At 61.9% G+C, this 24873-nt stretch carries 22 protein-coding genes; 10 read left to right on the forward strand and 12 right to left on the reverse strand.

The window, feature by feature from the left end:
• Positions 1–23 precede the first annotated feature (23 nt).
• Positions 24–575 (reverse strand): hypothetical protein, encoded by a 552-nt coding sequence (locus FPZ61_RS10385; protein WP_185466435.1) that lies wholly within the window; start codon positions 573–575, stop codon positions 24–26.
• A gap of 447 nt (positions 576–1022) precedes the next feature.
• On the opposite strand from FPZ61_RS10385, the gene FPZ61_RS10390 reads away from it, so the two are divergent.
• Positions 1023–2600, forward strand: a complete 1578-nt coding sequence (locus FPZ61_RS10390; protein ID WP_185466437.1) for an alpha/beta fold hydrolase — start codon at positions 1023–1025, stop codon at positions 2598–2600.
• 517 nt (positions 2601–3117) lie between these two features.
• Here the strand turns inward: FPZ61_RS10390 and FPZ61_RS10395 are convergent.
• Positions 3118–3996: a DUF389 domain-containing protein gene (locus FPZ61_RS10395; RefSeq protein WP_221638141.1), complete on the reverse strand. Its 879-nt coding sequence runs from the start codon at positions 3994–3996 to the stop codon at positions 3118–3120.
• Between the two features lie 333 nt (positions 3997–4329).
• A complete protein-coding gene (locus FPZ61_RS10400; RefSeq protein ID WP_185466441.1) occupies positions 4330–4863 on the reverse strand; it encodes a potassium channel family protein in 534 nt (177 codons plus the stop codon).
• A gap of 605 nt (positions 4864–5468) precedes the next feature.
• Between FPZ61_RS10400 and FPZ61_RS10405 the strand changes: the two genes are divergently transcribed.
• From FPZ61_RS10405 to FPZ61_RS10420, 4 genes are read left to right on the forward strand one after another with little or no spacing between them, the layout of a single operon-like run.
• Positions 5469–7613 carry an FUSC family protein gene (locus tag FPZ61_RS10405; RefSeq protein WP_185466443.1) on the forward strand — a complete coding sequence of 715 codons (2145 nt, stop codon included), beginning with the start codon at positions 5469–5471 and terminating at the stop codon, positions 7611–7613.
• Positions 7589–7843: a DUF1656 domain-containing protein gene (locus tag FPZ61_RS10410; protein ID WP_185466446.1), complete on the forward strand. Its 255-nt coding sequence runs from the start codon at positions 7589–7591 to the stop codon at positions 7841–7843. The genes FPZ61_RS10405 and FPZ61_RS10410 overlap by 25 nt, the downstream gene beginning before the upstream one ends.
• Before the next feature lie 2 nt (positions 7844–7845).
• On the forward strand, positions 7846–8964 hold the full coding sequence (locus FPZ61_RS10415; protein WP_185466502.1) for an HlyD family secretion protein: 1119 nt from the start codon (positions 7846–7848) through the stop codon (positions 8962–8964).
• An 11-nt stretch (positions 8965–8975) separates the two neighbouring features.
• Positions 8976–10664, forward strand: a complete 1689-nt coding sequence (locus FPZ61_RS10420) for a SulP family inorganic anion transporter (RefSeq protein ID WP_185466504.1) — start codon at positions 8976–8978, stop codon at positions 10662–10664.
• Between the two features lie 164 nt (positions 10665–10828).
• On the opposite strand, the gene FPZ61_RS10425 is transcribed toward FPZ61_RS10420, so the two are convergent.
• Entirely contained in the window at positions 10829–12043 is a 1215-nt protein-coding gene (locus FPZ61_RS10425; protein WP_185466448.1) for a sodium:proton antiporter, read from the reverse strand.
• Positions 12044–12257: 214 nt separating this feature from the next.
• Between FPZ61_RS10425 and FPZ61_RS10430 the strand changes: the two genes are divergently transcribed.
• Positions 12258–12518 (forward strand): hypothetical protein, encoded by a 261-nt coding sequence (locus tag FPZ61_RS10430; RefSeq protein ID WP_185474821.1) that lies wholly within the window; start codon positions 12258–12260, stop codon positions 12516–12518.
• A gap of 560 nt (positions 12519–13078) precedes the next feature.
• Positions 13079–14506: an NAD(P)/FAD-dependent oxidoreductase gene (locus FPZ61_RS10435; RefSeq protein ID WP_185466452.1), complete on the forward strand. Its 1428-nt coding sequence runs from the start codon at positions 13079–13081 to the stop codon at positions 14504–14506.
• On the opposite strand, the gene FPZ61_RS10440 is transcribed toward FPZ61_RS10435, so the two are convergent.
• Entirely contained in the window at positions 14451–14777 is a 327-nt protein-coding gene (locus FPZ61_RS10440; RefSeq protein ID WP_185466454.1) for a hypothetical protein, read from the reverse strand. The genes FPZ61_RS10435 and FPZ61_RS10440 overlap by 56 nt on opposite strands.
• Positions 14778–14987: 210 nt before the next feature.
• On the opposite strand from FPZ61_RS10440, the gene FPZ61_RS10445 reads away from it, so the two are divergent.
• Positions 14988–15908 (forward strand): polyphosphate kinase 2 family protein, encoded by a 921-nt coding sequence (locus tag FPZ61_RS10445; RefSeq protein ID WP_185466455.1) that lies wholly within the window; start codon positions 14988–14990, stop codon positions 15906–15908.
• A 27-nt stretch (positions 15909–15935) separates the two neighbouring features.
• On the opposite strand, the gene FPZ61_RS10450 is transcribed toward FPZ61_RS10445, so the two are convergent.
• The 7 genes from FPZ61_RS10450 to FPZ61_RS10480 are packed head-to-tail and all read right to left on the reverse strand — an operon-like array spanning position 15936 to position 23453.
• On the reverse strand, positions 15936–17801 hold the full coding sequence (locus tag FPZ61_RS10450) for a V-type ATP synthase subunit A (protein WP_185466457.1): 1866 nt from the start codon (positions 17799–17801) through the stop codon (positions 15936–15938).
• Positions 17801–18496: a DUF2764 family protein gene (locus FPZ61_RS10455; protein WP_185466459.1), complete on the reverse strand. Its 696-nt coding sequence runs from the start codon at positions 18494–18496 to the stop codon at positions 17801–17803. Before FPZ61_RS10455 ends, FPZ61_RS10450 begins: the two co-directional genes overlap by 1 nt.
• Complete coding sequence (locus FPZ61_RS10460; protein WP_221629989.1) at positions 18493–19194, reverse strand: hypothetical protein; 702 nt, start codon at positions 19192–19194, stop codon at positions 18493–18495. Before FPZ61_RS10460 ends, FPZ61_RS10455 begins: the two co-directional genes overlap by 4 nt.
• A gap of 50 nt (positions 19195–19244) precedes the next feature.
• Positions 19245–19700 (reverse strand): ATP synthase subunit C, encoded by a 456-nt coding sequence (locus FPZ61_RS10465; RefSeq protein ID WP_185466461.1) that lies wholly within the window; start codon positions 19698–19700, stop codon positions 19245–19247.
• The gene (locus FPZ61_RS10470; protein ID WP_185466463.1) at positions 19697–21505 is read right to left on the reverse strand and encodes a V-type ATP synthase subunit I; all 1809 of its coding nucleotides are present in this window, start codon (positions 21503–21505) and stop codon (positions 19697–19699) included. Before FPZ61_RS10470 ends, FPZ61_RS10465 begins: the two co-directional genes overlap by 4 nt.
• Complete coding sequence (locus FPZ61_RS10475; RefSeq protein WP_185466466.1) at positions 21502–22107, reverse strand: V-type ATP synthase subunit D; 606 nt, start codon at positions 22105–22107, stop codon at positions 21502–21504. Before FPZ61_RS10475 ends, FPZ61_RS10470 begins: the two co-directional genes overlap by 4 nt.
• Positions 22104–23453, reverse strand: a complete 1350-nt coding sequence (locus FPZ61_RS10480) for a V-type ATP synthase subunit B (protein ID WP_185466468.1) — start codon at positions 23451–23453, stop codon at positions 22104–22106. Before FPZ61_RS10480 ends, FPZ61_RS10475 begins: the two co-directional genes overlap by 4 nt.
• Before the next feature lie 516 nt (positions 23454–23969).
• Here FPZ61_RS10480 and FPZ61_RS15900 point away from each other — a divergent pair.
• A complete protein-coding gene (locus FPZ61_RS15900; protein ID WP_185474822.1) occupies positions 23970–24425 on the forward strand; it encodes a cation transporter in 456 nt (151 codons plus the stop codon).
• Entirely contained in the window at positions 24310–24768 is a 459-nt protein-coding gene (locus tag FPZ61_RS10490) for a hypothetical protein (RefSeq protein WP_185466508.1), read from the forward strand. The genes FPZ61_RS15900 and FPZ61_RS10490 overlap by 116 nt, the downstream gene beginning before the upstream one ends.
• The last annotated feature ends 105 nt before the right edge of the window (positions 24769–24873 follow it).

A 24873-nucleotide genomic window follows, 5' to 3' on the forward strand; every position in this document is an offset into this window, starting at 1 on the left:
CTGGGTCGAGAACGTGCTGTCGTTCACCGCGACAGCTGATCGATGAACAGAAAATTGCGCCGGTCCAGGCGATGCCGGTAAACCGCGAACCCCTGGCTGATCGGCCAGGTGAGGTTGAAGTCCCTAGAGCTGTCGTAGTTGATCGAGGCAAACAGATCGGCCTCGAAGTCGTTGCGGGGCCATGGCTTGTAGAGATCGAAGCTGGCCACCGCATTGGCCGTAGTTTCCTCATAGGTGGCGGCACTCACCGCCAGGCCCACCCGGCCCTGGAGCTTCTGCTCGGGAAGCGGAAAGGACGTGGCCCGCTCCGCTGCGGCCCGTTGCAGCTGTTCGCTCTCCGCCACGGCGCGACCGGCCAGGTTGCTGAAGCCATGGCGCCCTTGCAAAAGGGCCAGCCGCAGCCAGAGCGCCAGCTGCTGGGCGGGCTGCGGGATGGCCGTCACCACTGCCTCCCCCTCCCCCAGCAGGTTGGCCACGGGCAAAGGGCAGGACTGGCTCAGGCAGCGTTCGGCGAGATCGAGCAGCAGCTCCGGAAGGCTCTTCAGCCGCAGAGGCAGCCGGGGCTGGGAGAACACTCCAGAGAGAGCTCGCGAAAGCGAGGCAGTGGAAACCAGCAGACAGAGCCCTGGAGTGAAGATCGACTGTTCTCACGCCAAGCCGTCTCAGACAAAAAAGTTGTTGAGCTCATTGTCCCAACGCAATACCGAAGGTAGCCTGGATGAGCCTTCATTTGAGCAGTGATCCCAACCAATCACCTCGCAACAGTCATCTCGGGGAGCATCTTGGGGAGGTGATTTCGCACAATAATATGGATGACCATAGCTGATGTCCACTGGAAATCCACTGCTCCAGATCCGCGCACCCCAGACGCGCTGCAACTGCCATGAGCCATGGACCGTTCATCCTTCGGTCGCCAAGACTGACGCCCTGCGGCCTGATGGAACCGGGCTTCATACACTTTCATCAGGTGGCCGGCACTGATCGTCACGGTCGCGGAAGTTCTCTTGTTCTTCTCCAGCCCGATGGATCGTTTCCGCCGCGGCCCACGGCGCACCCAGCTCCCGGTTCTTGCCGGCAGCCTGCTGGCCGCAGCCCCGTTGCTGCTGGGGGCAGAGCCGGCAGTGGCCCTCGAAGAACTCGAGCTCCGCTTGCCCCTGATCGGCGCCAACCTGGTGGTGCGGCTGGATGAACTGAGCAGTGCCGGGGATCTGCTGGCTGGCCACAGCGACCTGGCCGAGCTCGACCGTGCCAGCGATGGCGTGATCGGGCCGAAAGTGCTGCGGCTGTTCAACCACCCGATCCAGCTTCCCCCCGGCGTGGCCAAGGGGCTGCAGGGCTCCGTGGGCTCGCCATTGCTGCGGGAAGCCCTCCTGGCCACCACAGCTCTGGTCCGCGTCGATGGTCTGCCCACCGATCTGAGCGGGGAGAAGCTCTCCCTTGCCCTGAGCCTCAGTGAGCGGGAGGGGTCGGTGACGCTGCTTTCCCTGCTGCGGGCCATGCCCGGCAAGCGGGCCTCCATCGATCTGGAGCGCGCCCTGTTCTCGCTCGATCGGCTGCAGCGCCAGCAGGCACCGGCCCAGACCCTGCTCGCGAAACAGCCCGCTGTGGGAGCCGATCCGGATCTGAACCTGCCGGGCCGCTACACAGTGCGGCGCCGCGAGCTGCGGCTTCCGGTGTCCCATCGCCAGCACCCCCTGCGCAGCGTCGCTCTGCTGCCGCAGGGGGAGCATCCCATTGGCCTGGTGTTCATCTCCCACGGGCTGTGGGATGCCCCCGTGAACTTCGAGGGCTGGGGGCACCATCTCGCCAGCCATGGCTATGCGGTGCTGCTGCCGGAGCACCCCGGCAGTGACCAGGCCCAGCAGGCCGCCATGCTCTCGGGCGCCATCCCCCCACCGGAGCCCGAGGAGCTGGGCCTGCGCCCCCTGGATGTTCGCGCCCTCCTGGCAGCTGTGGATGCTGACCGCTTTGCTCTTGGCCCGATCCCCTCCGAGCAGGTGGTGGTGCTGGGGCACTCCTGGGGGGCGATCACCGCGCTGCAGCTGGCTGGCCTCAAGCCAAGCGACGCCAGGCTCGGGCAGCGCTGCGGGAATCTGAACGATACCGAGATGAATGTGAGCTGGGTGCTGCAGTGCAGCTTTCTGCGCTCTGCCAACCAGGCGAAAGTGGCGGAACCCCTGGTGTTCGGCGTGGTGGCCGTGAGCCCACCGATGCGGCTCCTCTTCGACCAAGGGGCCTCCAAGGCCATGAATGGCCGGGCCCTCGTGGTGAGCGGCTCGAAGGACTGGGTGGTGCCCTTTGGCCCCGAAGCCCTCACCCCGTTCCAGGCACAGCCGGAAAGCCGCGGCCATCAGCTGGTGCTGGCAGGGGGCGGCACACACTTCAACCTGCGCCCAGGAGCAGCAGCCGACAAGGCCGTGCTGCGGGGTCTGATGCTCAGCTGGGTGCAACAGGTGTTGGGCGCAGGCCAATCCGCCCGCCCCTCCGCGGGAGCGCCACCCCTGCTGCCGGCAACCGGCTGGGGAGATCCCAGGGTGCCACTGGTCGAAGCCACCCCCGCAACGCCGAGGCCTCAGCAGACCATCACCGCCCCGCCATAGGACTGGTTCCCACTGAACGAGGTGTGTGGTCCCACCAGGATGTTCAGCTGGCGATCTCACCTGCCATGCCGAGCCAGCCACTGGCCCAGCCGACGCCGATCAACCGATAACGCCTGATCCGTCAGCACCTCGAAGTGGGAGTGCCCCTCAAACCCCTTGCGGCGCAATCCGGGGGGAATCTGCACAGTGCCTACAAGTGGCTGGCTCGCTTCGGCAACGCCCAGGGGCAGATGCTCGATCTGCAGGAATTACCGCAGACCGTGGATCTACGACAGCAACGCTGCAGACTCCGCCATGTCGCAAAACACTCTCCGCGCCTCGATCCACCGTCTGGAGGGTGACGAACGCCCTGGGGTTGTCAAGCGACCGCATGACCTCGCGGTCTCTAAATGTCTAAATGTGTAGTGCCACCAGGTTGCTCCGGCTGACAAAGGGGTGCGAGGCCGACAGGGTTGTGGTGCGACCCAACAGCCCAAGACGTCACACCCCATGCCTACCCACCGCAATGCCTGCCTGGCTAGGGTTGGTATGAATAGGAAGTGCTGGTATTGCGGTATTCAAAGATTTCTATGGGCGCAATCCGGATGGTAATGTGCATGGTATGAACTCCCATAGACTGGATCGCATTGAAGATGCGCTGATCAAGGATGCCGATGTTTACTTGATCCCTAATGAATTCCTCATTGGCTGCACCGATAATATTCACATAGGCTACGCCATTAACTAATTTGGTATCAACACGATGAATCAGATTGATATCTCGGAATCTACCGTCTCTGTGCAGTCCATATAATTCGAGCTGAACTCTGTTGTCCACTGCAAATTCATGCAGCGATGTCCCAAGGGGCCGAGATAGCATGAACGCAACGAGCAGCCCTAGAGCAAGCGTCATAAGCGCCTTGCGCAAGCTGCCATAAGACTGAAGTACAAAAACCAAACAGGCCGAGATCGTTATACCTATCAGGTTTGCTAAAAAGAGTAGGGATGCTCCGCCTGCAACATCGAGATTTGTAACATAGAAATTGCCGAATACACCCGTCATTGTGCTTCCTCCGGCGAGCCCGATTCCCACAACACACAGGGGAGGAACCCAAGCTACTGCAATAGCTACTCCCGCAATTGAGCTGGCGATACTCATCCTTGTCAATGAGAATGCACCCGCTGATCCAGCTGCAATTGCAATCCCCAGATCCAGCATTGTTGGACGAGTTCGACTTAGAAGTTCTGAGCCAGCGACATCCCACGGCGATAGCACCGTCACAAGATAAGACACTCCAATGGCCAGAAAAGAGCCCAACACTGTTGTCAGTCCTGAGCGGAAGAACAAGGCCCAGTTACCCGTTGAAGTGGCAAATGAAAGACTGAGAATCGGATTCATCAGTGGTGCCACAATCATGGCGCCTATAATTACCGCAGAGCTGTTCGTAATCAGCCCGAGGGTTACATTTATCGATGCCAGCGTGAGGAGAAAGAAGAATCCAAATGAGGGGATAGACCCTGCAGTTCGAGATTTAGCCAGCTCCTCAGCAGGTACACTTTGCTCAAAGTGAATCTCCGATAGTAGTTAGATGGTTTTCAACAACTTACTGAACGACTTAAATATCGTCATGATGATGTAGTGCTTGTCGAGGGCGCTGTTACTGCTGGTCTGAGCTCCTCAAGCCCCCAGATGCCGAGGGAAAGGGGTGACATATTTCCTGGCCCCGGGGGCCCCAAGGATATAAGTTGTTCAATTCGGGTAATTTTGGTGTCGGGCTAACCAGATGCGCTGTAGCACCACCACCAACAGTGCCGTACTGCATCCCACAAGGAGCAGGCCGGAAAGTGCCTGACAGCCAGCCACCAAACGCCAATCCACTCCTACCGTCACATCCCCATAACCCAGGCTCGTGAAGGTGACCAGGGAGAAATACAGTGCTTCGCTAAACGAGTCCAGCGCTCCTCCCAGGTCATAGAGGAGGGCCCACAGCAACACTTGTAAGACGGCGGTGACAAACAGCACAAACAACGAGAGCATCATGGCGATGGTCGATCGAACTGAGCGTGTCTTGGACCATCGCTGAAACGTGCGGCTGTTAATCCAAGCGAGCATGATGTTTGTAGCCGCCATCTGCAGCAACGTACCGAACAACAGCAGCATTAGGCTCAAGCCCAGCTGCTTTAGGGTGTTGCTACTGTCATTAGCGGCGTTTTCTGTCGCCACCCTTGCGATCCCAGGGGATGCGGGGATAATCAGCAGAGCCAGTCCAAAGGTGACGGCCAATAGGAATGGCCTTCTTATTCTTGCAATTGCCATTCTGGAGGAGGCTGTTCGAAGTAAACCAGCCCTGCTTATTGCATTAGCAACGGAGGCGGGCTTGACAGGCAATGTACTTGAATACTGTAATAAAGTGTCATGCAGTCTTTCAGTGTCTCACACTCACCCATGGTTAGGTGATACTGGAGAATGCCTTGATCCCTCCTCGCTGCCATGGTGGTGACAAAAAGCCTAAAACGGGAACAGTTGTTAGCCTTCCAATGGTGTTCGCAATCGCTCTAAGCCTAGAAGTTGAAAGCCCTCCTCGTTATCCATGACTATCTTGATCAAGCCATGCTCAGCTATTCTGGTATTGGTCAAGGCCAAGCATGCCTGCAAACCGGGAATGATGTAGCGCAATGCCCATCGCGGTGATTCCCATTCGGTGCAGGGCCTAAGGGGGAAACGAGTATGATCCAAAGTAAACACCCATATGATGGGCTATCTCCTTCCTGTCAGTATTCTCTGTTCTGGTCAGAAATGTTGCTGAATGGATCAGGCACTGGTTACAAAGTAGTTTACCATTTGGCAAAGGCTCTTTGCAAAGTCAACTCGACGGGGCGGTCAAGCGCGTGAAACTCTCCCCTCGTATCCGATTCGGCCTGCGCCTTGCCCTCGCGATGGTTATGGCCTACGCGGTAGCCCTGTCGATGGACTGGCAGAAGCCGTTCTGGGCAGGCATCTCCGTGACGGTGCTGAGTCTGGACAGCGCCGGCCAATCCCTGCTGAAAAGCATCTTGCGCATTGTGGGAACCCTCGCGGCAGCTGTGGTGGCCCTGAGCCTGATTGCACTGTTTCCTCAGGACCGCTGGTGGTTCTTTCTTTCGCTCTCGCTGTACGAGGGATTCTGCTGCTATCGCATGCTGGGCAGCCCCTATCCCTACGCCTGGATGGTGTCAGGATTTGTGGCTGCCATCATCGCGATCGATGGTGGACCACCCGATGGCCTCACAGACTTCAACGTCGCCATGGAGCGCCTGCAGGAAACGGGAACAGGAATTCTTGCTTATGCCTTCAGCGGTTTTCTCATCCCCACCGGCAGCACGGGAGGCACTGTCCAGGCCAACATCATGGCGATGTCGCAACGGCTTGACTCCCTGCTGGGGTCATGTCTAGCCCCCTACGCGGGCAAGAGCACGGGCGATCCCCAGACGGCAAAGGATCTCCGGCAACTCGATGCCGAGGCCGCCACACTCGAATCCCTGGTGGCGCCAGCCGCGCTGGAAAGTGGCTCCATCTGGATGGAACGTCGCCGCTGGCATCATGTGGCACTGGGTTTCAGGGCCCTGCCCAGGGTTCTGAACCACGTTCGGCTCGCCGGTCTGGGTCTGGCTGAACGGGAACGACGTCTGTTGGACCCTTCCGTGAGCCTCCTGCGACAGGGGGTGGATCAACGCTTCGCAGCGATGGGGGAAGCCATGGCGGGGCAATCACCAGGATCGCTGCCGCCATCTCCACCGTTGCTGGGGGCCATCTCGCCCGAGAGGATGGAGTGCTCGATGCAAGAGCGAGCCCATCTCCAGGCCAGCTGGAGGCCCTTGCAACATCTAGACGAGCTCAGCGATCGCCTGTGGGGCCTCATGAACCCACTGTCTTCCGGCCATGGCGAGGCCTCTTCTTCCGGCTTGCGGCCGCACCTGGACACACGGCTGGCCATGATCGATCCGGATCATCTCTGGCTGGCCAGCCGACTGATGGTACAGATCTGGATCGCCGTGCTGCTGTGGATCTACCTTCCTGGCCTTCCCAGTGGACTCACGATCATTTCCTTGATGCCAAGCATCGGCCTGACGATGGCCCAGACGCCGATGCTCAGAGGGCAGATCTTGTTCGCACCGGCACTTCAAGCTCTTCTGGCGACTGGTGTGGTGTATGTCTTTGTGCTTCCCAGGTTGGAAGGGTTTCTCGGCCTCGCTAGCGTCCTGGCTATGGCGAGCTTTGCGATTGGCACTTACTACTACAAGAATGCCCCAATGAGGATGCTCACCATGTGTTTATTCATCGTTGCCTGCAGCATTCAGAATCAACAAACCTATAACTTCATCAACTTTCTCAATCTCAGTATCGCCGTCATTGTGACATTCTCTATTTTATCATTTTCGCAAGACCTACCTGTTTCCTGGCTTCCTGAAAGGCAGGCCCTAAGACTGCTGCGGCGGCTGATGTTCAGCACCAATGCGATCGTCGCATTGACGACGCACATGGCCCACACCCAGCTCCGATGGCCGCAAAGGATGCGGCTGGCCTTCCATCGTAAAGCGGCCCGCGACATTCCAGCGAAGCTGGCCTCGCTGGCCGCGAAACTGCCGCTTCAGGCGCTAAGATCAAATATGGCTCAAATAGATGAACTGGTGAATGCCGTTCAATCAGTATCGCTGTGGCTGGATGAATGGAGCCAGACACCGCCACGACTGAACGGCCCTTCATTCAACCTGCCATCTGCTTCGCTTCCTGATTATCAAGAATCCTTGGAAGACGGCGTACTGCCATCGCCTATCTTCCACTTGGAGTCTGCGTTGCAGGCGGTGGAGACCATCAACGAGGGCTGCTGCTCCCAGCTCAATGGCGTCCCCCCAGACCAAGCGACGGAACGCGACATGGTCCGTCTGACGCTGTGGCTTGGCTGCGGTTTTCGTCTTGAATCGGCGATGCGCGAGTTGCAGGGGATCGCCGGTTGGTTTGAATGGAAGAGATGGAGGCAATCACGCTTTTGCTGACTCTGTTGTTCTCGTTGCAACGCCATCCTCCTCGCGAGGCTGAAATTCGTGGGGTTTTCTTTGCTCCACTATTTCTATGCGTTCTGCTCGGAATGGCGGCCGCCTGGGGCACTGCCACTGCTCTGAGCAAAGCCGATCTGTTCCACCATTTTGAGAACCCGTTGCTTGTGTTTCTCGCCTTTAGCATCATCTATGCGGTTATCTTCAGCATCTTTCTTGTGCCAGCATGAAGATGAACCCCAAGCTGCGCCGCCATCTCCCCACCACCATTGTGGTCGTTGTCGCCCTTGGCTTATTGGGGGTTAAATTCGGGGATTACATTCGCAATCCCTGGACTCGGGACGGCCAGGTGCGTGCCACCGTCATCCAGGTGACCTCCAGAATCTCCGGTCCGATCATCCGCCTGCCAATCAAGGATAACCAACCGGTAAAGAAAGGAGATCTTCTTTTTGAGATCGATCCCAGCACGTTTGAAGCCAGTGTGAAACAGGCGAAGGCCGATCTCGACAACACCCGCGATGAGGTGAACGCCTTGGCCAAGGAGGTGGAAGCAGCCAGAGCCAATGTGAAGCAAGCGCGCTCGCTGATCACCAAAGAAAAAGCTGTGTTAACCGGCCTAAATGCGCAATTGATTGACAGCAAAGCCAATTTCGACCGCGCAGCACAACTGATCAAATCCGGTGCCATCACCAGGCAGCAATACGATGATCAGACAGCGTCCTATCTCACGGCCCAGAGCAATGTGGCAGAATCCGAGGCTGCGATTCTCCAGGCTGAATCCGCCTTGCTCCAGTCACAAGCATCCCTGCAACAGGCCATTGCCAAACTTGGGGCGCCGGGTGACCAGAATGCCCAGGTGCGAGCGGCAAAATCCGCCCTGCGAAACGCGGAACTGAATCTCGAGTTCACCACCGTTCGTGCCCCGGTCGATGGGCTTGTCACCAACCTCAACCTGCAACGGGGCAGCCAGGCGGTGGCGAATCAGCCAGCCCTGGCCCTGGTGGACAGAAACAGCTTCAGGATCGATGCCTACTTCCGTGAGACCTGGATCGGCAGAATCCAGCCGGGAGATCAGGCCACGGTCACCCTGATGAGCTATCCCAGCCACCCCCTTGTGGGCAAGGTGGAAAGCATCGGTTGGGGCATCGCCCAGGACAATGGCAGCACGGGCGAATTCCTGCTGCCGACTGTGAATCCAACCTTCGAGTGGATTCGCCTTGCCCAGAGAATTCCCGTAAGAATCGAGGTTGAGGATGTGCCGCCACCGGTGATTCTCCGCCTCGGCAGCACGGCGTCGGTGCTGGTGAAGACAGGGACCCACGGCGGGCCTTCAGAGTCAACGCCCCGATGACGACCCGAGGCATGCGATCAACGCTGTTCCAGAGCCTGGGCCCTCTCACCCGCAGCACTCTTGTTCGTGATGGCGTCGCGGGCATCACCCTGGCGGCCCTGGCGATACCGGAGGTGATGGGCTACACCCGAATCTCCCAGACGCCTGTGATCACAGGGCTTTACACCCTGCTGCTGCCGGTGCTGGCCTTTGCAGCCCTGGGCTCCTCCAGGCACCTGGTGGTGGGAGCTGATTCAGCCACCGCGGCGATTCTGGCGGCCACCCTGATCGGTGCGGCGGCTCCTTACTCCCCCGAATACGTGGGCCTCACCGCCCTCACCGCCCTGGTGGTGGCAGTGATGCTCCTGCTCGCCGCCCTGTTCCGGTTGGGCTTCCTGGCGGATTTCCTGTCCCGCAGCGCCCTGATCGGCCTGCTCACCGGTATTGGCCTCCAGGTGGCTGCAGGCGAATTGGGCGGGCTGATCGGTCTGCCGAGACAGGGATCCGGAGCCCTCGAACAGGTGCTGTCGGTGGTTCAGCGCGTCAGCCAGGCCAACGGGCCAGCAACGCTTGTGGCGATCTCGGTCTTCGTGGTGATCCTGGTGGCAAAGAAATGGGCCCCACAACTGCCCGGGGCCCTGATCGCCGTGATCGGAGCCGTCCTGGCGAGCTGGCTGCTGGATTTCCAGAGCCATGGCATCGGTGTGGTGGGAACCGTTCCCAGCGGTCTTCCCCATCTGTCCCTGCCGCCGCTGCAGGGGATTCGCTACGACAAGGTCTTCGCGGCAGCCGGGTCCTGTTTCCTGGTGATCATCGCCCAGAGTGCCGCCACCTCCCGGGCCTATGCCCAGCGCTACCAGGAAACCTTCGTGGAGAACCGGGATCTGATCGGTCTGGCCTGCGCCAATCTAGGCGCCGGCATCAGTGGCACCTTCGTGGTCAACGGCAGCCCCACCAAAACGGAGATGGTGGATGCGGCAGGCGGGCGCAGCCAGATCACCCACCTGACCACCGGGATCGTCGTGCTCTTGGTCCTGTTGTTCCTCACAGGGCCACTGGGTCTTCTACCCAACGTGGTTCTCTCCACAATTGTCTTCCTGATCGGGATCAAACTGATCGACGTGCGGGGTATGGCTGAGCTTTACCGATTGCAGAGAAATGAATTCGTGATCGCTGCCCTCACGGTGCTCAGCGTGGCGCTGGTGGGGGTGATGGAGGGCATCGCCCTGGCGGTGATCCTCTCGCTGATCGACCAGGTGCGCCACACCTATCGGGCCCGCACCTGCCTCTGGACACCCGATGCTGAGCGTCCCGATGGATTCCACCTGCAGACGGTGGCCATTGCGCCGGGTGTGTTTGCCGCTCCTGGAATTCTGGCCTATCGCTTCGAAGCCAACCTCTTCTATGCCAATGCCGATCACTTCAAGGAGGAGATCCTGGCTCTGATTCATCAGAATCAGCCTGCGATCAAGGGCCTGGTGATCGACGCCACCGGCATTGATGACATTGATTATTCTGCTGCAAAAACACTCACTCAGTTGCGTAAAGAGCTGGATGGCCGGGCCTTGAAACTGGCCGTCGTGGTCACCTCCCAGCATCTGATGCACCAGCTGCGCAGGTATGGCCTCGAGAGCGCCACGACCAACTTCCATACCGTGAAAAAAGCAGTGCGTGAACTCTCTGCTGGCCTGGAAACCGTCAATCCAGAACTCAATCTCTGAGAAAAGAGAAGCAGCGGATCACGAGGAGAAGGTTTCTGATCGGATCGCTGCTCATGCTCCCGGAAGTCGGGCTCCAGGCAGGAAGGGTTTGGCCAGGCCGCTGCCAAAGCAGGCGGAGGGAGTGGTCTGTTGCCGCCCTGCACTCGGCTTGCTTCCATGGCCGGTCAGCCCCCGTGGGCCTTCATCCAGCGGCCGTAGCGGCCGGCCAGGGGGGAGGCGCTGAGACCATGGGCCAGGATGCTCAGCAGGATCGTGAACGTCACCACCGACACAAGCTGTCGGCCGTGGGGCAGGGCCGCATCCAGCACCAGCACGGCGAAGACGATGCTCGCCAGCCCACGGGGGCCGAACCAGCCAACGAACAACTTGGTGGGCAGATCCCGGCCCAGTCCGCCCATCACCAGGGCCACCGGCACCATGCGCACCACGGTGAGGCTGAGGACGGCATAGGCCAGGGTGCTCCAGCTGAGCTGGCTCACGGCCACCACGGCCGAGGCGGAACCGAAGGCCACCCAGGTCACCAGGGAGAGGGAGTCCCCCGTTGCTTCGGCAGCCACCAGCTCCTCGGCCTTGCTGCGACCGATGAGGGCGCCGTACAGCAGACCTCCGGTGAAGCAGGCGATGAAACCGCTGCCGCCGAGCTCCTGGGCCACGGCGAAGCAGGTGAACGGCAGGGCGATGGCGAGCAGAGGTTGCCAGTCGTCGCTGATCCAGTGGCGCTCCCGGCAGCGGTCGCGACCCCAGACGGCCGCCAAGGTGATCGTCCCCCCCAGCAGCAGGCCGAGCCCGAGTTGCTGCACAAACAGGACACCCAGAAAGGTGAGGGTTTCGCCTCCAGGAACAGCCTGGCCGGCCATGGCCAGCAGGGCCAGCAGCAGAGGAACGCAGATGCCGTCGTTGAGGCCGCTCTCCACGCTGAGGTCTTCCCGGATCGCCGCAGGCACCAGGGGGTTGGAGACCACCGGTTGCCCCAGGGCCGCATCGGTGGGGGCCAGCACCACCGAAAGGATGGCCACCTCCACCAGCTGGAGATCGGGAAACAGGACGGCTCCCACCACGACCCCCAGCAGGATCGTCAACGGCAGGCCGAGCGCCAGCAGCCGAACGGGCAGGCGGGTGTTCCGCCGCAGCACGGGCAGGTTGGCGTTGGCGGCGTCAGTGAACAGGATCAGGGACAGGGTGAGCTCGGCGATCACCTTCAGGTTCTCCGATGTGGGCCTGATGCTCAGCCAGCCCAGGACGGCCGGGCCCAGCAGCACTCCCAGAACGAGGAACACGAGGGCACCGGACAGGGGAGAACTCCTCAGCCGTGCCGAAACGAGACCGTAGAGATAGACAATGATGGCGATGATCGCCAGGTCGAGATAGCCATCCTTCATTGCTGCATGGCAAATTTGCCGGCATCCAGCCCAGAGCTTTAGCAAACCGACTGCACCCTGGGCGCCATGCCCTTTCAGGCAAGCCAGTACGAACGAGGGTGGCCTCCGAGCTGGTGTCAGAGTCCGACGTGGCTTTGCCCGGAAGGCTGGAGCCCCCTGGCGTCGCCCAAGGTCCTCCAGCACGCCGTCCGACGGCCGCCCCTTGCCGGCCATGGTGGCATCCTCCCCAGAACCACAGACCTCAAGGGAGCAACGCCAGCGGGCGGAAGAGGTGTTGCTATGGGCCCAGCGGCAGGTGCGTCTGCTGCAGACCGACGCCACCGATGAGGAGTGCACCCGCAGGGCTCAGATTCTGCTTCAGATCAACCTTTCCTCCGAGGCCATCGATGGCCTGCAGTCGCTGCGGACCTGCTGGCGCAGCCCACCGTGCCGGAACCCTTCCCCTTCCGGGAGCGACCAGCGAAGGTGGAACTGAGTGTGGAGCGCCGGCGCCAACGCCTTCACGGCCACCAGTGGTCGGGCCGAAGTGAGCTTGGATCTCTACAAGCAGTAGCCTACCAGCCGTCGGCCAAGCGGACTCCGTTTGAGGCGATCGACCGTCGGGAAGGGCGGCGCTCGCGTCGGCGTCACGACCGACCGCCCACCCTGGCGGATCGGTTATTGCGTTGGAGTGGCATCAGCCGCCAGGACCGCCAACGCATTGAGGCGTTGCAGCATCAACGCGATCCGCGGTGGACCTCTCTGGAGACGATTCGGAGCAACCAAGCCGATCGTTTTCAGCATCTCCGCTCGTGTTCGGCCACCTCCCTTAGGGACATACCCTCTGGGTGGCCGGCAGCATCAGTGAGCAGTGATCTTCACCCAGGAGTCTTGAAGAGACTGGGGATAGAGAGTGTTCCATGTAGTGAGCGTTTTTAGCGTGAGCGCTATGCAAGCAGGCCTCTGCCGCACTGTTATGAAAACCAAGGTCGTTGAGCCGATCTGAAAGCATCGTTCTCAGTACCATCCACCACCCTCTCTTCAGTCCTCACGCCCATGGCCAAGGAACGCTTTTTCCTCGAGCTCACCCCTCCAGATGCCACCCTGCACCCCCTGCCCCATGTGGTGATCGTGGGGGGCGGCTTCGCCGGCCTCCGTGCCGCCCACGTCCTGACCGGCAAGCCGGTGCGCGTCACCCTGATCGACAAGCGCAATTTCAACCTCTTCCAACCCCTGCTTTACCAGGTGGCCACAGGCCTGGTAGCGGAGGCCGACGTGGCCTCACCCCTGCGCCAGATGGTGGGCCAGGCCCCCAACATCCAGATCCTGCTGGGGGAAGTCATCGACATCGACCCACAGGCGAAGGAGGTGGTGTTCAATGACCGCCGCCTGGCCTTCGATCACCTGATCCTGGCAACCGGCTCGGGCAGCGCCTACTTCGGCCATGAAGAGTGGCGCGAGCACGCCCCACCGATGAAGATCCTCGAGCACGCCGATGAGGTGCGTCGTCGCCTGTTGACGGCCATCGAGGAGGCCGAGCAGACCCCCGACCCGGAACGCCGCCGCTTCCTGCAGTCCGTGGTGGTGGTGGGGGGCGGCCCCGCGGGCTGCGAGCTGGCCGGCTCGGTGAACGAGATGCTGCGCCACGCGGTGGGGCGCGACTTCAAGCAGCTGGATCCGGCCGACTGCCAGGTGACGTTGGTGGATCCTGGCGACAGGCTGCTGCGGGCCATGCACCCCAGCCTCTCGGAAGCCGCCGGCCGCTACCTGCGCTCCCGCGGTGTGGAGCTGCTGCTGGGGGGTCGGGTGAAAGCCATCGCGCCGGGCCGGGTGACGGTGAGCACCGCCGACGGCGAGCAGACGCTGGAGGCCGCCACCCTCTGCTGGACCGCCGGCGTGCGCGCCTCCCACCTGGGCAAGCTGCTGGCTGAGCGCACCGGGGCTCCGCTCGATCGGGGCGGGCGGTTGATCGTCGAGCCGGATTTCTCCCTCCCTGGCCATCCCGCCATCCGGGTGGTGGGCGACCTCTGCTCCTACAGCCACACCGACGACGGCAAGGCCCTGCCGGGCATGGCGGGCCCGGCGGTGCAGATGGGGGGGTGGGTGGCGGCCGACATCGTGGCCGGCCTGGCGGGCCGCTCCCACGCCCCTTTCCGCTGGAGCGATTTCGGCAGCATGGCCGTGATCGGCCCCCTCTGCGCCGTGGCCGACCTGCGCGGGCTGAGGGTGAGCGGTCCGCTCGGCTGGCTGCTGTGGGGCCTGGCCCACCTGGCCTTCATGCCCGCCAGCGAAAACCGCCTCAGCCTCCTCACCAAATGGCTCTGGGTGATTGCCACCCAGCAGCGGGCCTCGCTGCTGATCACCGGACGCCCCGACCAGCACATGGGGGTGGAGGTGGGCCTGGAGCACCTGGAGCGGGTCGAACCGGTCAGCGATCCCGCCACCCCAGCGGCGGTGGTTCCTCCATCTGATGAAGACGGCTGATCAGCACCACCATCACCGCGGAGATGTAGAACGGGCCAGCCACACTCAGTACCACGCTGATGAGGCTCACGAAAGCGAAATCATTGATGTTGATGACATCGATCTGTTCCGCCTCGAGGCTCTGGTGAGAATCGCTCTTCTCCGGCAGGGCAAAGGATTCGGACTGCTGGTGGTTCACGAATCCGGGCGGATTGATGGTGGCCAGCACGCTCAGCAGTAGGTAGCCCGCCAGCCGCTTCAGGCTTGTCCGGCGACGATTAGGTAGGCGCACCCGCCTCCGTAGTTGGCACCGGGCAGCGCGACCAGGCTGCCCCTCCCTGATCAACCGGCAGAAGGCCCTCAAGGTAAGCCTGTTGAGGCGTGCAGGAGACCATAACGACCCAACCTCAACGGCAGTCACCTGTCCCTCCAACGTTTTGCGACCGAAGGAGGCTGCACCAGCCGCTGACCCCGATGCTGAGTGTAGTCGTAGGCAGTCGTCATGAGCAAGATCTTCAACAGTGAACAGCAAGATCTCATTGGACGCGCGAAGAAGTTCTCGAAACCCTTTCGCATTGATGATGGCGAAAAGTTTCACCTGAAGCAGGTTGATCCTGGTAACACTCTTCAGTTTGGCAAAGAGCACAAGTCTCAAGCCAAAGAAGCCCTTGACATGGGCGTTCAGTTGCTTGCTCAGTTTCAGGACCTTCTCTATGCCCAGGATCGCTGGGCCCTGCTGCTGATCTTCCAGGCAATGGATGCAGCCGGGAAAGACGGCACCATCAAGCATGTGATGAGTGGGGTAAATCCTCAGGGCTGCCAGGTGAGCTCCTTCAAAGCCCCTTCAGCCGTCGATCTCGACCATGACTACCTCTGGCGCAGCAACATCATGCTGCCCGAGCGGGGAAGGATTGGCATTTTCAACCGCAGCTACTACGAAGAGACCCTCGTGGTTCGTGTTCACCCAGAAATGCTTGCCAGGCAGACCCTGCCAAAGGCATTGGTCGACAAGGACATCTGGAAGGATCGCTTCCGCGACATCAGGAACTACGAGCGCTATCTCACCAACAACGGCATCGTGATTCGAAAGTTCTTCCTGCACGTCTCCAAGGAAGAACAGAAAAAGCGCTTCCTTCAACGCCTCGAGAATCCAGACAAGAACTGGAAGTTTTCCGCCAATGACATCCGTGAGCGCGCCTACTGGGATGACTACATGAACGCCTATGAAGAAACCATTCGCCACACAGCGACAGAGCGCGCACCTTGGTACGTTGTGCCTGCTGACAATAAATGGTTCACCCGCGTGGTGGTTGCGGCGGCCATTGTTGAAGCCCTGGATTCATTGGGCCTGCACTACCCAGAAGTTAGCGATGCGGCACGCAAGGACCTGGACAAGGCAAGAGAAGATCTCTTGAATGAGTAAGCTCAAGCCGAACAGGATCCCTGCTCTCTAGACCTTGGTTGTCGAACCTGCCACGGGATGCGTCTCTGGAAGAGGCTGCTGTCGCTGGCTCGCCGCAGCGGACAGGTCGTCGATCTGCTTGCGGAAGGCGGCGTAGGTGGGTGATTCTTCCGCGGCATAGTTGAGGTTCCTGTACAGACCGGTCAGACGGGTGAAGTAGTCCCTGACAGCCGCCTTGTCTTCGAAGTGGTAGCTGCGGTTGATCAGCGCGCAGACCAGCTCGAAGGATCGCTTCTGCCGATCGATCGGGCAGCTGGCATCCACGTCATCAAAGGCGTCCTGCTGCAGGTACACCATGTCGAGAAACTGGGCTTTCTGGTAGAGGATGAAGTCCTCAAGGGTGACACCCTCCTCACCGGTGACCTGGATCATTTGGTTGACGGCATCGCCGCGGCGGAGAAGATCATTCATCGCCTTCACCCGATCGACCCAGTCGGGAGCCACATGGCTGGCGAACCACCCCTCCAGCTGGCCGAAATAGCGCGACCAGGAGAGCAGGATATCCACCGCCGGATAGCAGCGCTTGTAGGCCCGCTCTGCGCTCAGGCCGAGGAAGGCCTTCACCGTGCTGAGGGTCGACTGGGTCACCGGCTCCTCGAAGTTGCCGCCGGCGGGCGACACCGTGCCGATCATCGTGAGACTGCCGACGCTGCCGTCGTTGGTGCGGATGATGCCGGCGCGCTCATACACCCCCTTGATGGAGGAATCCAGATAGGCGGGAAAGGCATCCTCGCCGGGGATCTCCTCGAGACGGCCGGAGGTCTCGCGCATGGCCTGGGCCCAGCGGGAGGTGGAATCGGCGATCAGCAGCACATTGCAGCCCATCTGGCGGTAGTACTCGCCGAGGGTGAGACCGGTATAAATGGAGGCCTCCCGGGCCGCCACGGGCATCGAGGAGGTGTTGCAGATGATGATCGTGCGATCCATCAGGGATCCCCCTGTCTTGGGATCGGTGAGCTTCGGGAATTCGGTGATGGTCTCCACCACCTCCCCCGCCCGCTCGCCGCAGGCCACCACCAGCACCACATCCACATCCGAGTGGCGGGAGATCAGGTTCTGCAGCACGGTCTTGCCAGCACCGAACGGGCCGGGAATGCAGCCGGTGCCACCGCGGGCAATGGGCAGAAAGGTGTCGACGATCCGCTGGGTGGTGATCATCGGCTCCTCGGGATAGAGCCGCTCGCAGTAGCGGTTCTGCAGCAGCAGCTCCGGCAGGGCCCGCCGTACCGGCCAGTCCTGCGCCAGGGTGAGGGAGCGGCTGTGGCCGCTCGCGTCGGTGACCCGGGCCACCACCGTGTCCACCGTGAACGAACCCTGCTGGATCCAGTCCAGGGTGACCTGGCCGGACTGGTCGAAGGGCACCATGATCTTGTGGGTGAAGCGCCCCTCCTGCACCGTGCCGATCACATCGCCGGCCCGCAGGGTTTCGCCCATCCGGGCCGTGGGCTGAAACGACCAGGTCTTCTCGGTGTCGAGGGGGGGCACCGTAGCCCCGCGGGGCAGAAAGGTGCCGTAGCCGGCGGCGAGGCCAGCCAGGGGGTTCTGCAGACCGTCGTACACCTGGGTGAGCAGCCCAGGGCCCAGCTTCACCGAGAGCAGCTCGCCCGTCTGCTCCACGGGATCCCCGATCCCCACCCCCCGGGTGCTCTCGAACACCTGGGCATCGGCGGTGCTGCCATGCACGCGCAGCACCTCGGCCTTGAGCCGCTCCTGTCGCTCCCCCTCCCTGTGCTTCGGAAGGATGTAGAGCACCTCGTTCTTGAGGATCGGCCGCGGCGCCGTTGTCGCCATGGCAATGGTCACCAGGTCGTCCTGAACAGCGACCACACGGGCAGAGTTGAAGGAGTCGTTCATCAGGAGGCGGCGGGGATTTCGGTGACGGTGCCGAGACCGGCGGACACCAGCTGGCGGAAGCGGGCCGTGGCGGCCTGGGCGTCGAAGCTGCACCAGCGCTCCACCAGACTCCAGCGGGCCAGATAGATCATCACGGCTTCGAAATCGAAGTGGTGCCCAAGGGCCACACGGTCGATCTCCTTCCAGATCACCGAGAAATGGAGCCGCTCGAGGTTGATCAGATCGTCGGCCTCCAGCAGTCGCGCGGTCTCGACGATCCACGGAAACACCGCCTCCAGCCGGAAGGTGGGCTCCTTCCAGTGGCGCTCGATCGTGGCCACCCAGGGGCCGAATCCCCATGGCTGGCCCAGGGGCGGATCCACCTCCCCCCGATGGCGGCGCCTCAGGGCCGCCAGCACGGTGCGCAGATCGAGGCGATGGCTCACCAGGTGACGCAGCAGGGGATTGGTGACCTCAGAAAAGAAGGCCCGGGTCTCCTCCAGCAGGCGGGCATCGCTGGGGCCGCCGTCCGGATCCTGGGGCCGCATCGACTGGGAGAGGATGCTGATGGCCAGGTCAAGGCTGCGACGGTCATCGTCTTCCAGCTGAGTGAGCCGTCTCTCCAGCTTCAGCCGGGAGATCGCCGGAGAGCGGGCCTCGAACAGGCCGCCGAGGGGCGGCAGGCTGGCCATCAGGGTGGTGTACCGGGGGGTCATTTCACGACGCCCTCCAGCAGCGCCCGGAAGCGGGGCTGCAGATGCTCGAGGATGGCCTCGGCCACGGCCCTGTCGGTGAGATCCAGCACCACGTCGCGATCCTCCAGCCGCACACGCATCCCCGCCTCGCCGTCCCGCGCCACACCGAAACTGATCCCATCCCGCAGCATGGAGCGGGAAATCAGCTGTACGAAGTGGGTGAGCACCCCCTTCTCCAGCTCCTCGGGGTTCTGACTGAGTTCGGCCAGGCCGGCCACATGGAGCGGCAGCAGCACCTCCATCTGCTCGGAGCGGTCCGCCTCCGGCCGCACCCGGCCCACCACCTCCAGGATCATCTTTTCGAGAATCTCCTGCTTCTGCTGCTCCTCCCCCACCAGCTGCCTCACCTCACCACGGAAGCGCTCCATCAGGCGGGTCTTCATGGCCAGCACCGCATCCCGCAGAGCCAGCTCCAGGGCGTGACGGCCGGAGGTCTGCAGATTCTCGGCCTCCTGGCGGGCCTCCGCCAGGATCTGGTCAGCCTGCTGCCTAGCCTGGTCCACGGTGCGCTGGGCTTCCTGCCGCGCCTCCGCCACCATCTGATCGGCCTGGCTGCGGCCCGCCTCCACCCCCTGATCGCGCAGCCGGGCGATCAGCTGCTCCACTCCGGCGGCCACCTGAGCGGGGGTCTCCTGGCGACTGGATCCTGATCTGGGCATGGGATGACTCCTGCAGCGGTGTGGCTGGGGGACGAGATGAACGAACGGCCCTAGGTGGCCGGGATGCCGCCGGCGGCCACCAGGGCGAACACGAAGGCGAACACCGCGAAGCCCTCCACGATCGCCGCCGGGGCAAGCGCGAGGCCGAAGATCTCAGGCTTCGACTTCGAGCCCGCGATCGCCGAGGCACAGCACAGACCCTGATAGATCGCGGCCACCAGGAACGCGACCCCGGCCAGCACGCCGATGCCGAAGAGGCCTCCGGCATTCCCAGGACTGACCGGGCGGTTGAGAATGAACATCACCACGATGCCGTAGATCGACATCGAGGAAGGCAGGGCCGACAGACCGACGAAGCGCCCATAGCCACTGTTCACTTCCATCATCGCGCCGATGGCGGCCTGGCCGGCGATGGTGCAGCCGATGGCCGCTCCCATGGCGCCGAGGGCAACCGGTGCGTAGATACCGATCCAGCCAAGCACCAGGAGAGAAAATTGGTCGTTCAAGAAACAGGCTCCTTTTTAACGAAGGGTTGAAAGGGATACCCCTCCTCGGAAAGGCTCCAATTGAAGAATTCGATGAAGTTCAGGCGCAGGCCATGCACAAATCCACTGATGATTGCCAGCAACAGGTTGATACCGTGACCAAGCAGCAGAATCAGAATGGCAATCGGTAGACCCAATGGTACGTCTGAGTGATAGATCTGCGCAGCAAGTTGATTGAACGTAACCGCCAGAGATGCGCTGGCCAAGCCCAAGGCAAAGAGCCTCAGGTAGCTCATCACATCGCCGAACAGCTTGGAGATGTTGGTCAGTGATCCCAGACCATCAACAAGACGCAGGATCAGATCAGCCGGATGGGCGATCGGCCGCTCGCTGCTCAGCAGAAGAATGGTGAGCAACCCACCGGCCCCCAGCCCCACACCCACATTCCCCGCCCAGGCCGTGCCCGCTCCGAGATAGACCACGAGCCCGGCAAGGATCACCGCCATCCAGCCGATCGGTTTCGCCCTGGCCGCCACGCCAGGGCCGCGGATGGCCACGATGCCGTTGGCGAGCAGCAGGTGAAGGCAGCCCACCACGAGCGAGACCTTCATCATTGCGTCGTAGTCATTCAGGTTCAGGAGATTCAGCCGCGCCAGAGGCGATGCCGCCGGGGGCTCAATGCCGAAATAGCTTCCCGCCAGCACGCCATAGAGCAGCGCAAAGCTGAGCCCCACAACCGCCACGATGCGGAAGTGTCGCCCTCCCGGGCTGCGCCCCATCCCCTTCCAAAGCAGGCCCACCAGCACAGCCAGCACAAGGGCGTAGCCGGCATCGGCCAGGATCATGGCGAAGAAGATGGCAAAGGAGAAAAGGACCACGATCGAAGGGTCCCAGTCGCGATAGCCGGGGGTTTCGTAGAAGGTCACCAGGTCCTGACCTCCGGTCAGGGTGACCGGATTGGACAGGAGCGTGGGTGGTGCATCCTTCGGTTCGGGCTTCTCCGCCAGGAAGGCCAGACCGTGCTGCTGTGCGAACGCATCGAGACGGGCAAGATCGCGCCTGGGCAACCAGCCCTGGAGCTGCAGCAGGGTGCCGTCGTCTTGAGTCATGCCACTGGCCTGGGCGCGGGCCTGGGAGTCTTCGGCTCGGGCCAGGTGCCGCGACAGCAGGAAGATCCAGCGGCTCAGGGCTTCATGGTCCGCCTCCACCTCCTCGAGGGCTGTGCGGGCTGCATCCAGTTGCCGCCGCACCACGGCGGTGGGCTCGGAGCCGACATGGGAGCGGGGCACGGGCAGGGCCTCCGGATCGGGCTCCGAAGAGGCGATCAGGGCAAAGTAGAGGTGGCGGGGGCTTGCGTAGAGAAGCTGAAACGGCACCTCCAGGCTGGCCAGGGCCTCGCGGAACGGCTTGGCCTTCGGATGGGGCACCCGATAGAACCAGAGGCGTTGTCCGCCCAGCTGATCGAGGTCGGGCAGGGCCACATCACCCCAGGGCTCGAGCTCCCGCAGCCGGGCCTCCAGGGCCAGGAGCCGATCCTCGGCCTCCCGCTGGCGCTGTCGTGTGGCCAGGGCCTCGGCAATGAGGCGATCGAAATCGAAGTCGGCATCCACGCGGGTCTGATGGCGCCGCCGCCGCACGTCACTCAGGTAACGCAGCGCCTGCCGCGCCTCCTCGATCGGCCGGGCCGTGACGAAGGTGCCCTCTTCCGGAGGCGCCGCCAGGGGGATCAGGTGCACGCAGCCCAGCCGCTGCAGCCCATCGATCAGGTTGTCCTTGTCGGCAGAGAGGCCGACAACGGTGACGCGCGCCAAGGGGACAATGCTCATCGGCTCAGCACCTTCTCCTTCTTGCGCTTGGCGATCTTGGAGTTCACCACTCCGGCCCGCTCGGCGTCGGCGAGGTAGATCGTGATCGTTTTGATCGTGCCGCGGGTGCGGGGGATCAGCACCTTGTCGAACAGGTTGAACCGCTGGGTCACCGTGCGCTCAGCCTCCCGCAGCCGCTCGAGCCGCTGCTCAGCCACCTGAAGTTCGATCCTGGTGCGCAGAGCGTCCTTGAGACACTCCACCACCCGGTCGACCCAGAAGGGCAGGGAGAGCAGGCCGTAATCCGCCACCGCCACGCTCACCCGGTCCACCCTGGGCAGGCGGGTACCCATCAGGTTCTCCTCCCCCACCTGCACGTCGGTGAGGCAGACGAGGCCATCGAGCAGGATCTCCGGGTGGGCGAGCATCGGGCAGACCCTGCCCACCTCGTCCTCCAGGGAGCGGAGCCGCTCCACAAGGGCCTTCACCGACTGGCTGGCCTGATCACGCTCGGCACTGAGCTGCCGCCGCTTGAGATCGAGGGAGGGAAGAACATCGTGGTAGGTCTTCAACAGGCCCTTCTGGCGCGTCAGCGAGGCCTTGGTCAGGGAAAGCCTGCTCATGGCTTCTGCGCCTGCCTGGGGAAATACTTGTCGATGAGGGGCTGCTTCATCAGCAGCTCCTCGGGCTCGAAGCATTCCGCCATCGTCTGCCAGGCCAGATCGAGAGCAGCTTCAAGGGGAAGATCCACATTGATGTCCATGAAGCGCGTACGGAACAGCTCACCGAACTTGATCAGTTTGGTATCGAACTCGGAGAGCTCAAAGGCCATGGCCTGCTTCTGCTGGGCATCCCTGGCACCGGAATAGAGGCGAATGGTGGTGTTCATCACCTGATTGTGATCTTCCCGCGTCACCTTGCCGATCACGTTCTGCTTGAGACGTGACAACGATCCGAAGGGATCAATCATTCCATCATGAAGGTAGAACTGGCCCTCCGTGATGTAGCCGGTGTTGTCGGGAACCGGATGGGTGACATCGTCGCCGGGCATGGTGGTGACCGTAAGCACGGTGACCGATCCACCCTGGGCGTAATCGGCGGCTTTCTCGTAGCGACGGGCCAGCTGGGAATAGAGGTTGCCGGGGTAGCCGCGGTTGGCCGGCACCTGATCCATGGCGATGCTGATCTCCTTGAGGGAATCGGCGTACGCGGTCATGTCCGTGAGCAGCACAAGCACCCGCTTGCCCTCCTCCACCGCGAAACGTTCCGCCACCGCCAGGGCCATGTCAGGAATCAACGTGCGCTCCACAACGGGATCGGAAGCGAGATTCACGAACATCACCGTACGTGGGAAGACGCCAGCCTCCTCGAAGGTCTTGCGGAAGGAATAGTAATCATCGAAAATCAGCCCAAGCCCGCCGAACACAACCACGTCGGCATCGGCCTGAATACCGATCCGGGCAAGGAAGTTGTTAAAGGGTTCACCGGAAACAGAGAAGATAGGAATCTTCTGACTTTCCACCAGGCAGTTATAGATATCGATCATCGGCACATTGGTGCGGATCATCTTTGAGGCCAGGATGCGACGCATCGGATTGACCGAAGGGCCGCCGATCGCAACGCAGGCATCCTCCGAAAGGCTTGGGCCGCCATCGATCGGCTCGCCCGTGCCACGGAACACCCGGCCCAGAATGTTGCCTGAATAGGTGACGGTCATCGGGTGTCCGAGGAAGCGCACCTGGGAGTCGGTGGAGACACCCTTGGTGCCCTGGAACACCTGCAGGGCCACAACCGTCTCCCGCAGCTCGATCACCTGGGCCAGAGACAACCTGCCATCCGCACCCTGCACCACCGCCAGGTCGTTGAAGCGAGGGGCTGTCTCGCCATCGTGACCACCTGGCGGTACCTCGACCCGGATGATGTCACCGACGATCTCAAGGATCTTGGAGTAGCTGATCAGTATGCTCATCTCAGAGCGGACGCCAGAGCAAGCGAATGAAGCTCAATCATTTATCTCCGAAACTCACGCACGCTAGAAAATTATAGACCTAAAGAGATCAAGAACGGTCGGATTTAGAGCATCTTAACGAGTTGAGACAATCTGCGGGCGGAAGGCGAAGAGGCCGAAAGCCACACGAAGCTCAGGGCCAGTGGATGCGGTAGAGCAGAACCTGATGATCATGAGATACGCGCTGAAAAGCCATCATCAGGCCCTCAGCCCTGCGAAGGTCCATCCAACCCCTGGGGATGTGGCTGAGACTACGGAGCGGGAGCCCATCGCAAACGCCCCAGCCTTGTTCTCCGCCGGTCTGCGGGTAGCGCTCAGTCAACAGGCGGGCGCAGGAACGTGAGCAGCAGTGTCTGTTGACGTCCCGTCGTGCCAGCCAGGGGTAGGACGGGCCTGAATGGCTCGGAAAGCGCTCCAGGCCGAGCATGGTGAATCAAGAATCGCGGTCTCTGCAGTTCGCAGTGTCTGCAGTTCACGGTGTTCATCAACCTGACCATGGCCCTGACGGGAGCAATCGCCTCCTGGATCTGCAATGCCCAGGCTCTGGCTCTGGCTCTGGCTCTGGCTCTGGATGGTTTGGTTTCAGGGTTGAATGCACTGATGATTCTCGTGGCAGCACGGCTGAGCAGCCAGCTGTTGCGACCACCGGAGTGCCGCTATCCTTTCGGCTACTGGGCACTGGAAACCCTCTACACGGGGGTCGATCACTCCTTCTGCAGGGAATTCTCGTGTTCGCCTCGATCAGCTCGATCGACAGGATTCTCGACCACCTCCATGGCGCCAGCGTCGCGGCGGCAGGCAAAGCCAGCTGCTGGCCATGGGAAGGCGGGCCACGCTGGTAGGGACAGCCCTCAGTGCCGGCCTGGGAATGGCCTTTGCCATCACCCCCCTTCTGCAGGGAACGCCTCTGGCGGGGATGGTGCCGGTGAGTGATGCCTGGATCGTCCTGCTGTTGTGTGGGTTGTTGGTGGTGAAACCACTGCGGAGCCTCAGGGATGCGGTGCGTGAGCTGGCTGGCGTGGCCGCCCATTCCACAGTCCGACAGGCCGTTCACACCATGGCCAGGCAGGTGCTGGAATCGCAGCACATCCGGTTGGTTGACGATGCCGTGTTCAGCTCAGGTCGGGCGGTTCTGGGAGTGCTGTACATCGATCCCAGCACAGCTCTGTCGGCGTTGGATGTGGATCTGCTGCGGGATCGGCTGGAGCGGACGTGTCGTCAATGCTTTGAGAATCTTGCCCTCGAGCTGGTGCTGACCTGTGGTGATCCTCTATGAGAGGTGGTACTGAGGGGTCTCCACGGCAGTTCTGGCCAGTGGGTTGACCCACGGCAGACGATGAGAATCCCAGAATCCTTCAGAATCACCAGCCCAGCAGAAGAA

The organism is Synechococcus sp. BSA11S (assembly GCF_014224355.1).
In the GTDB taxonomy this organism is placed as follows: domain Bacteria; phylum Cyanobacteriota; class Cyanobacteriia; order PCC-6307; family Cyanobiaceae; genus Regnicoccus_A.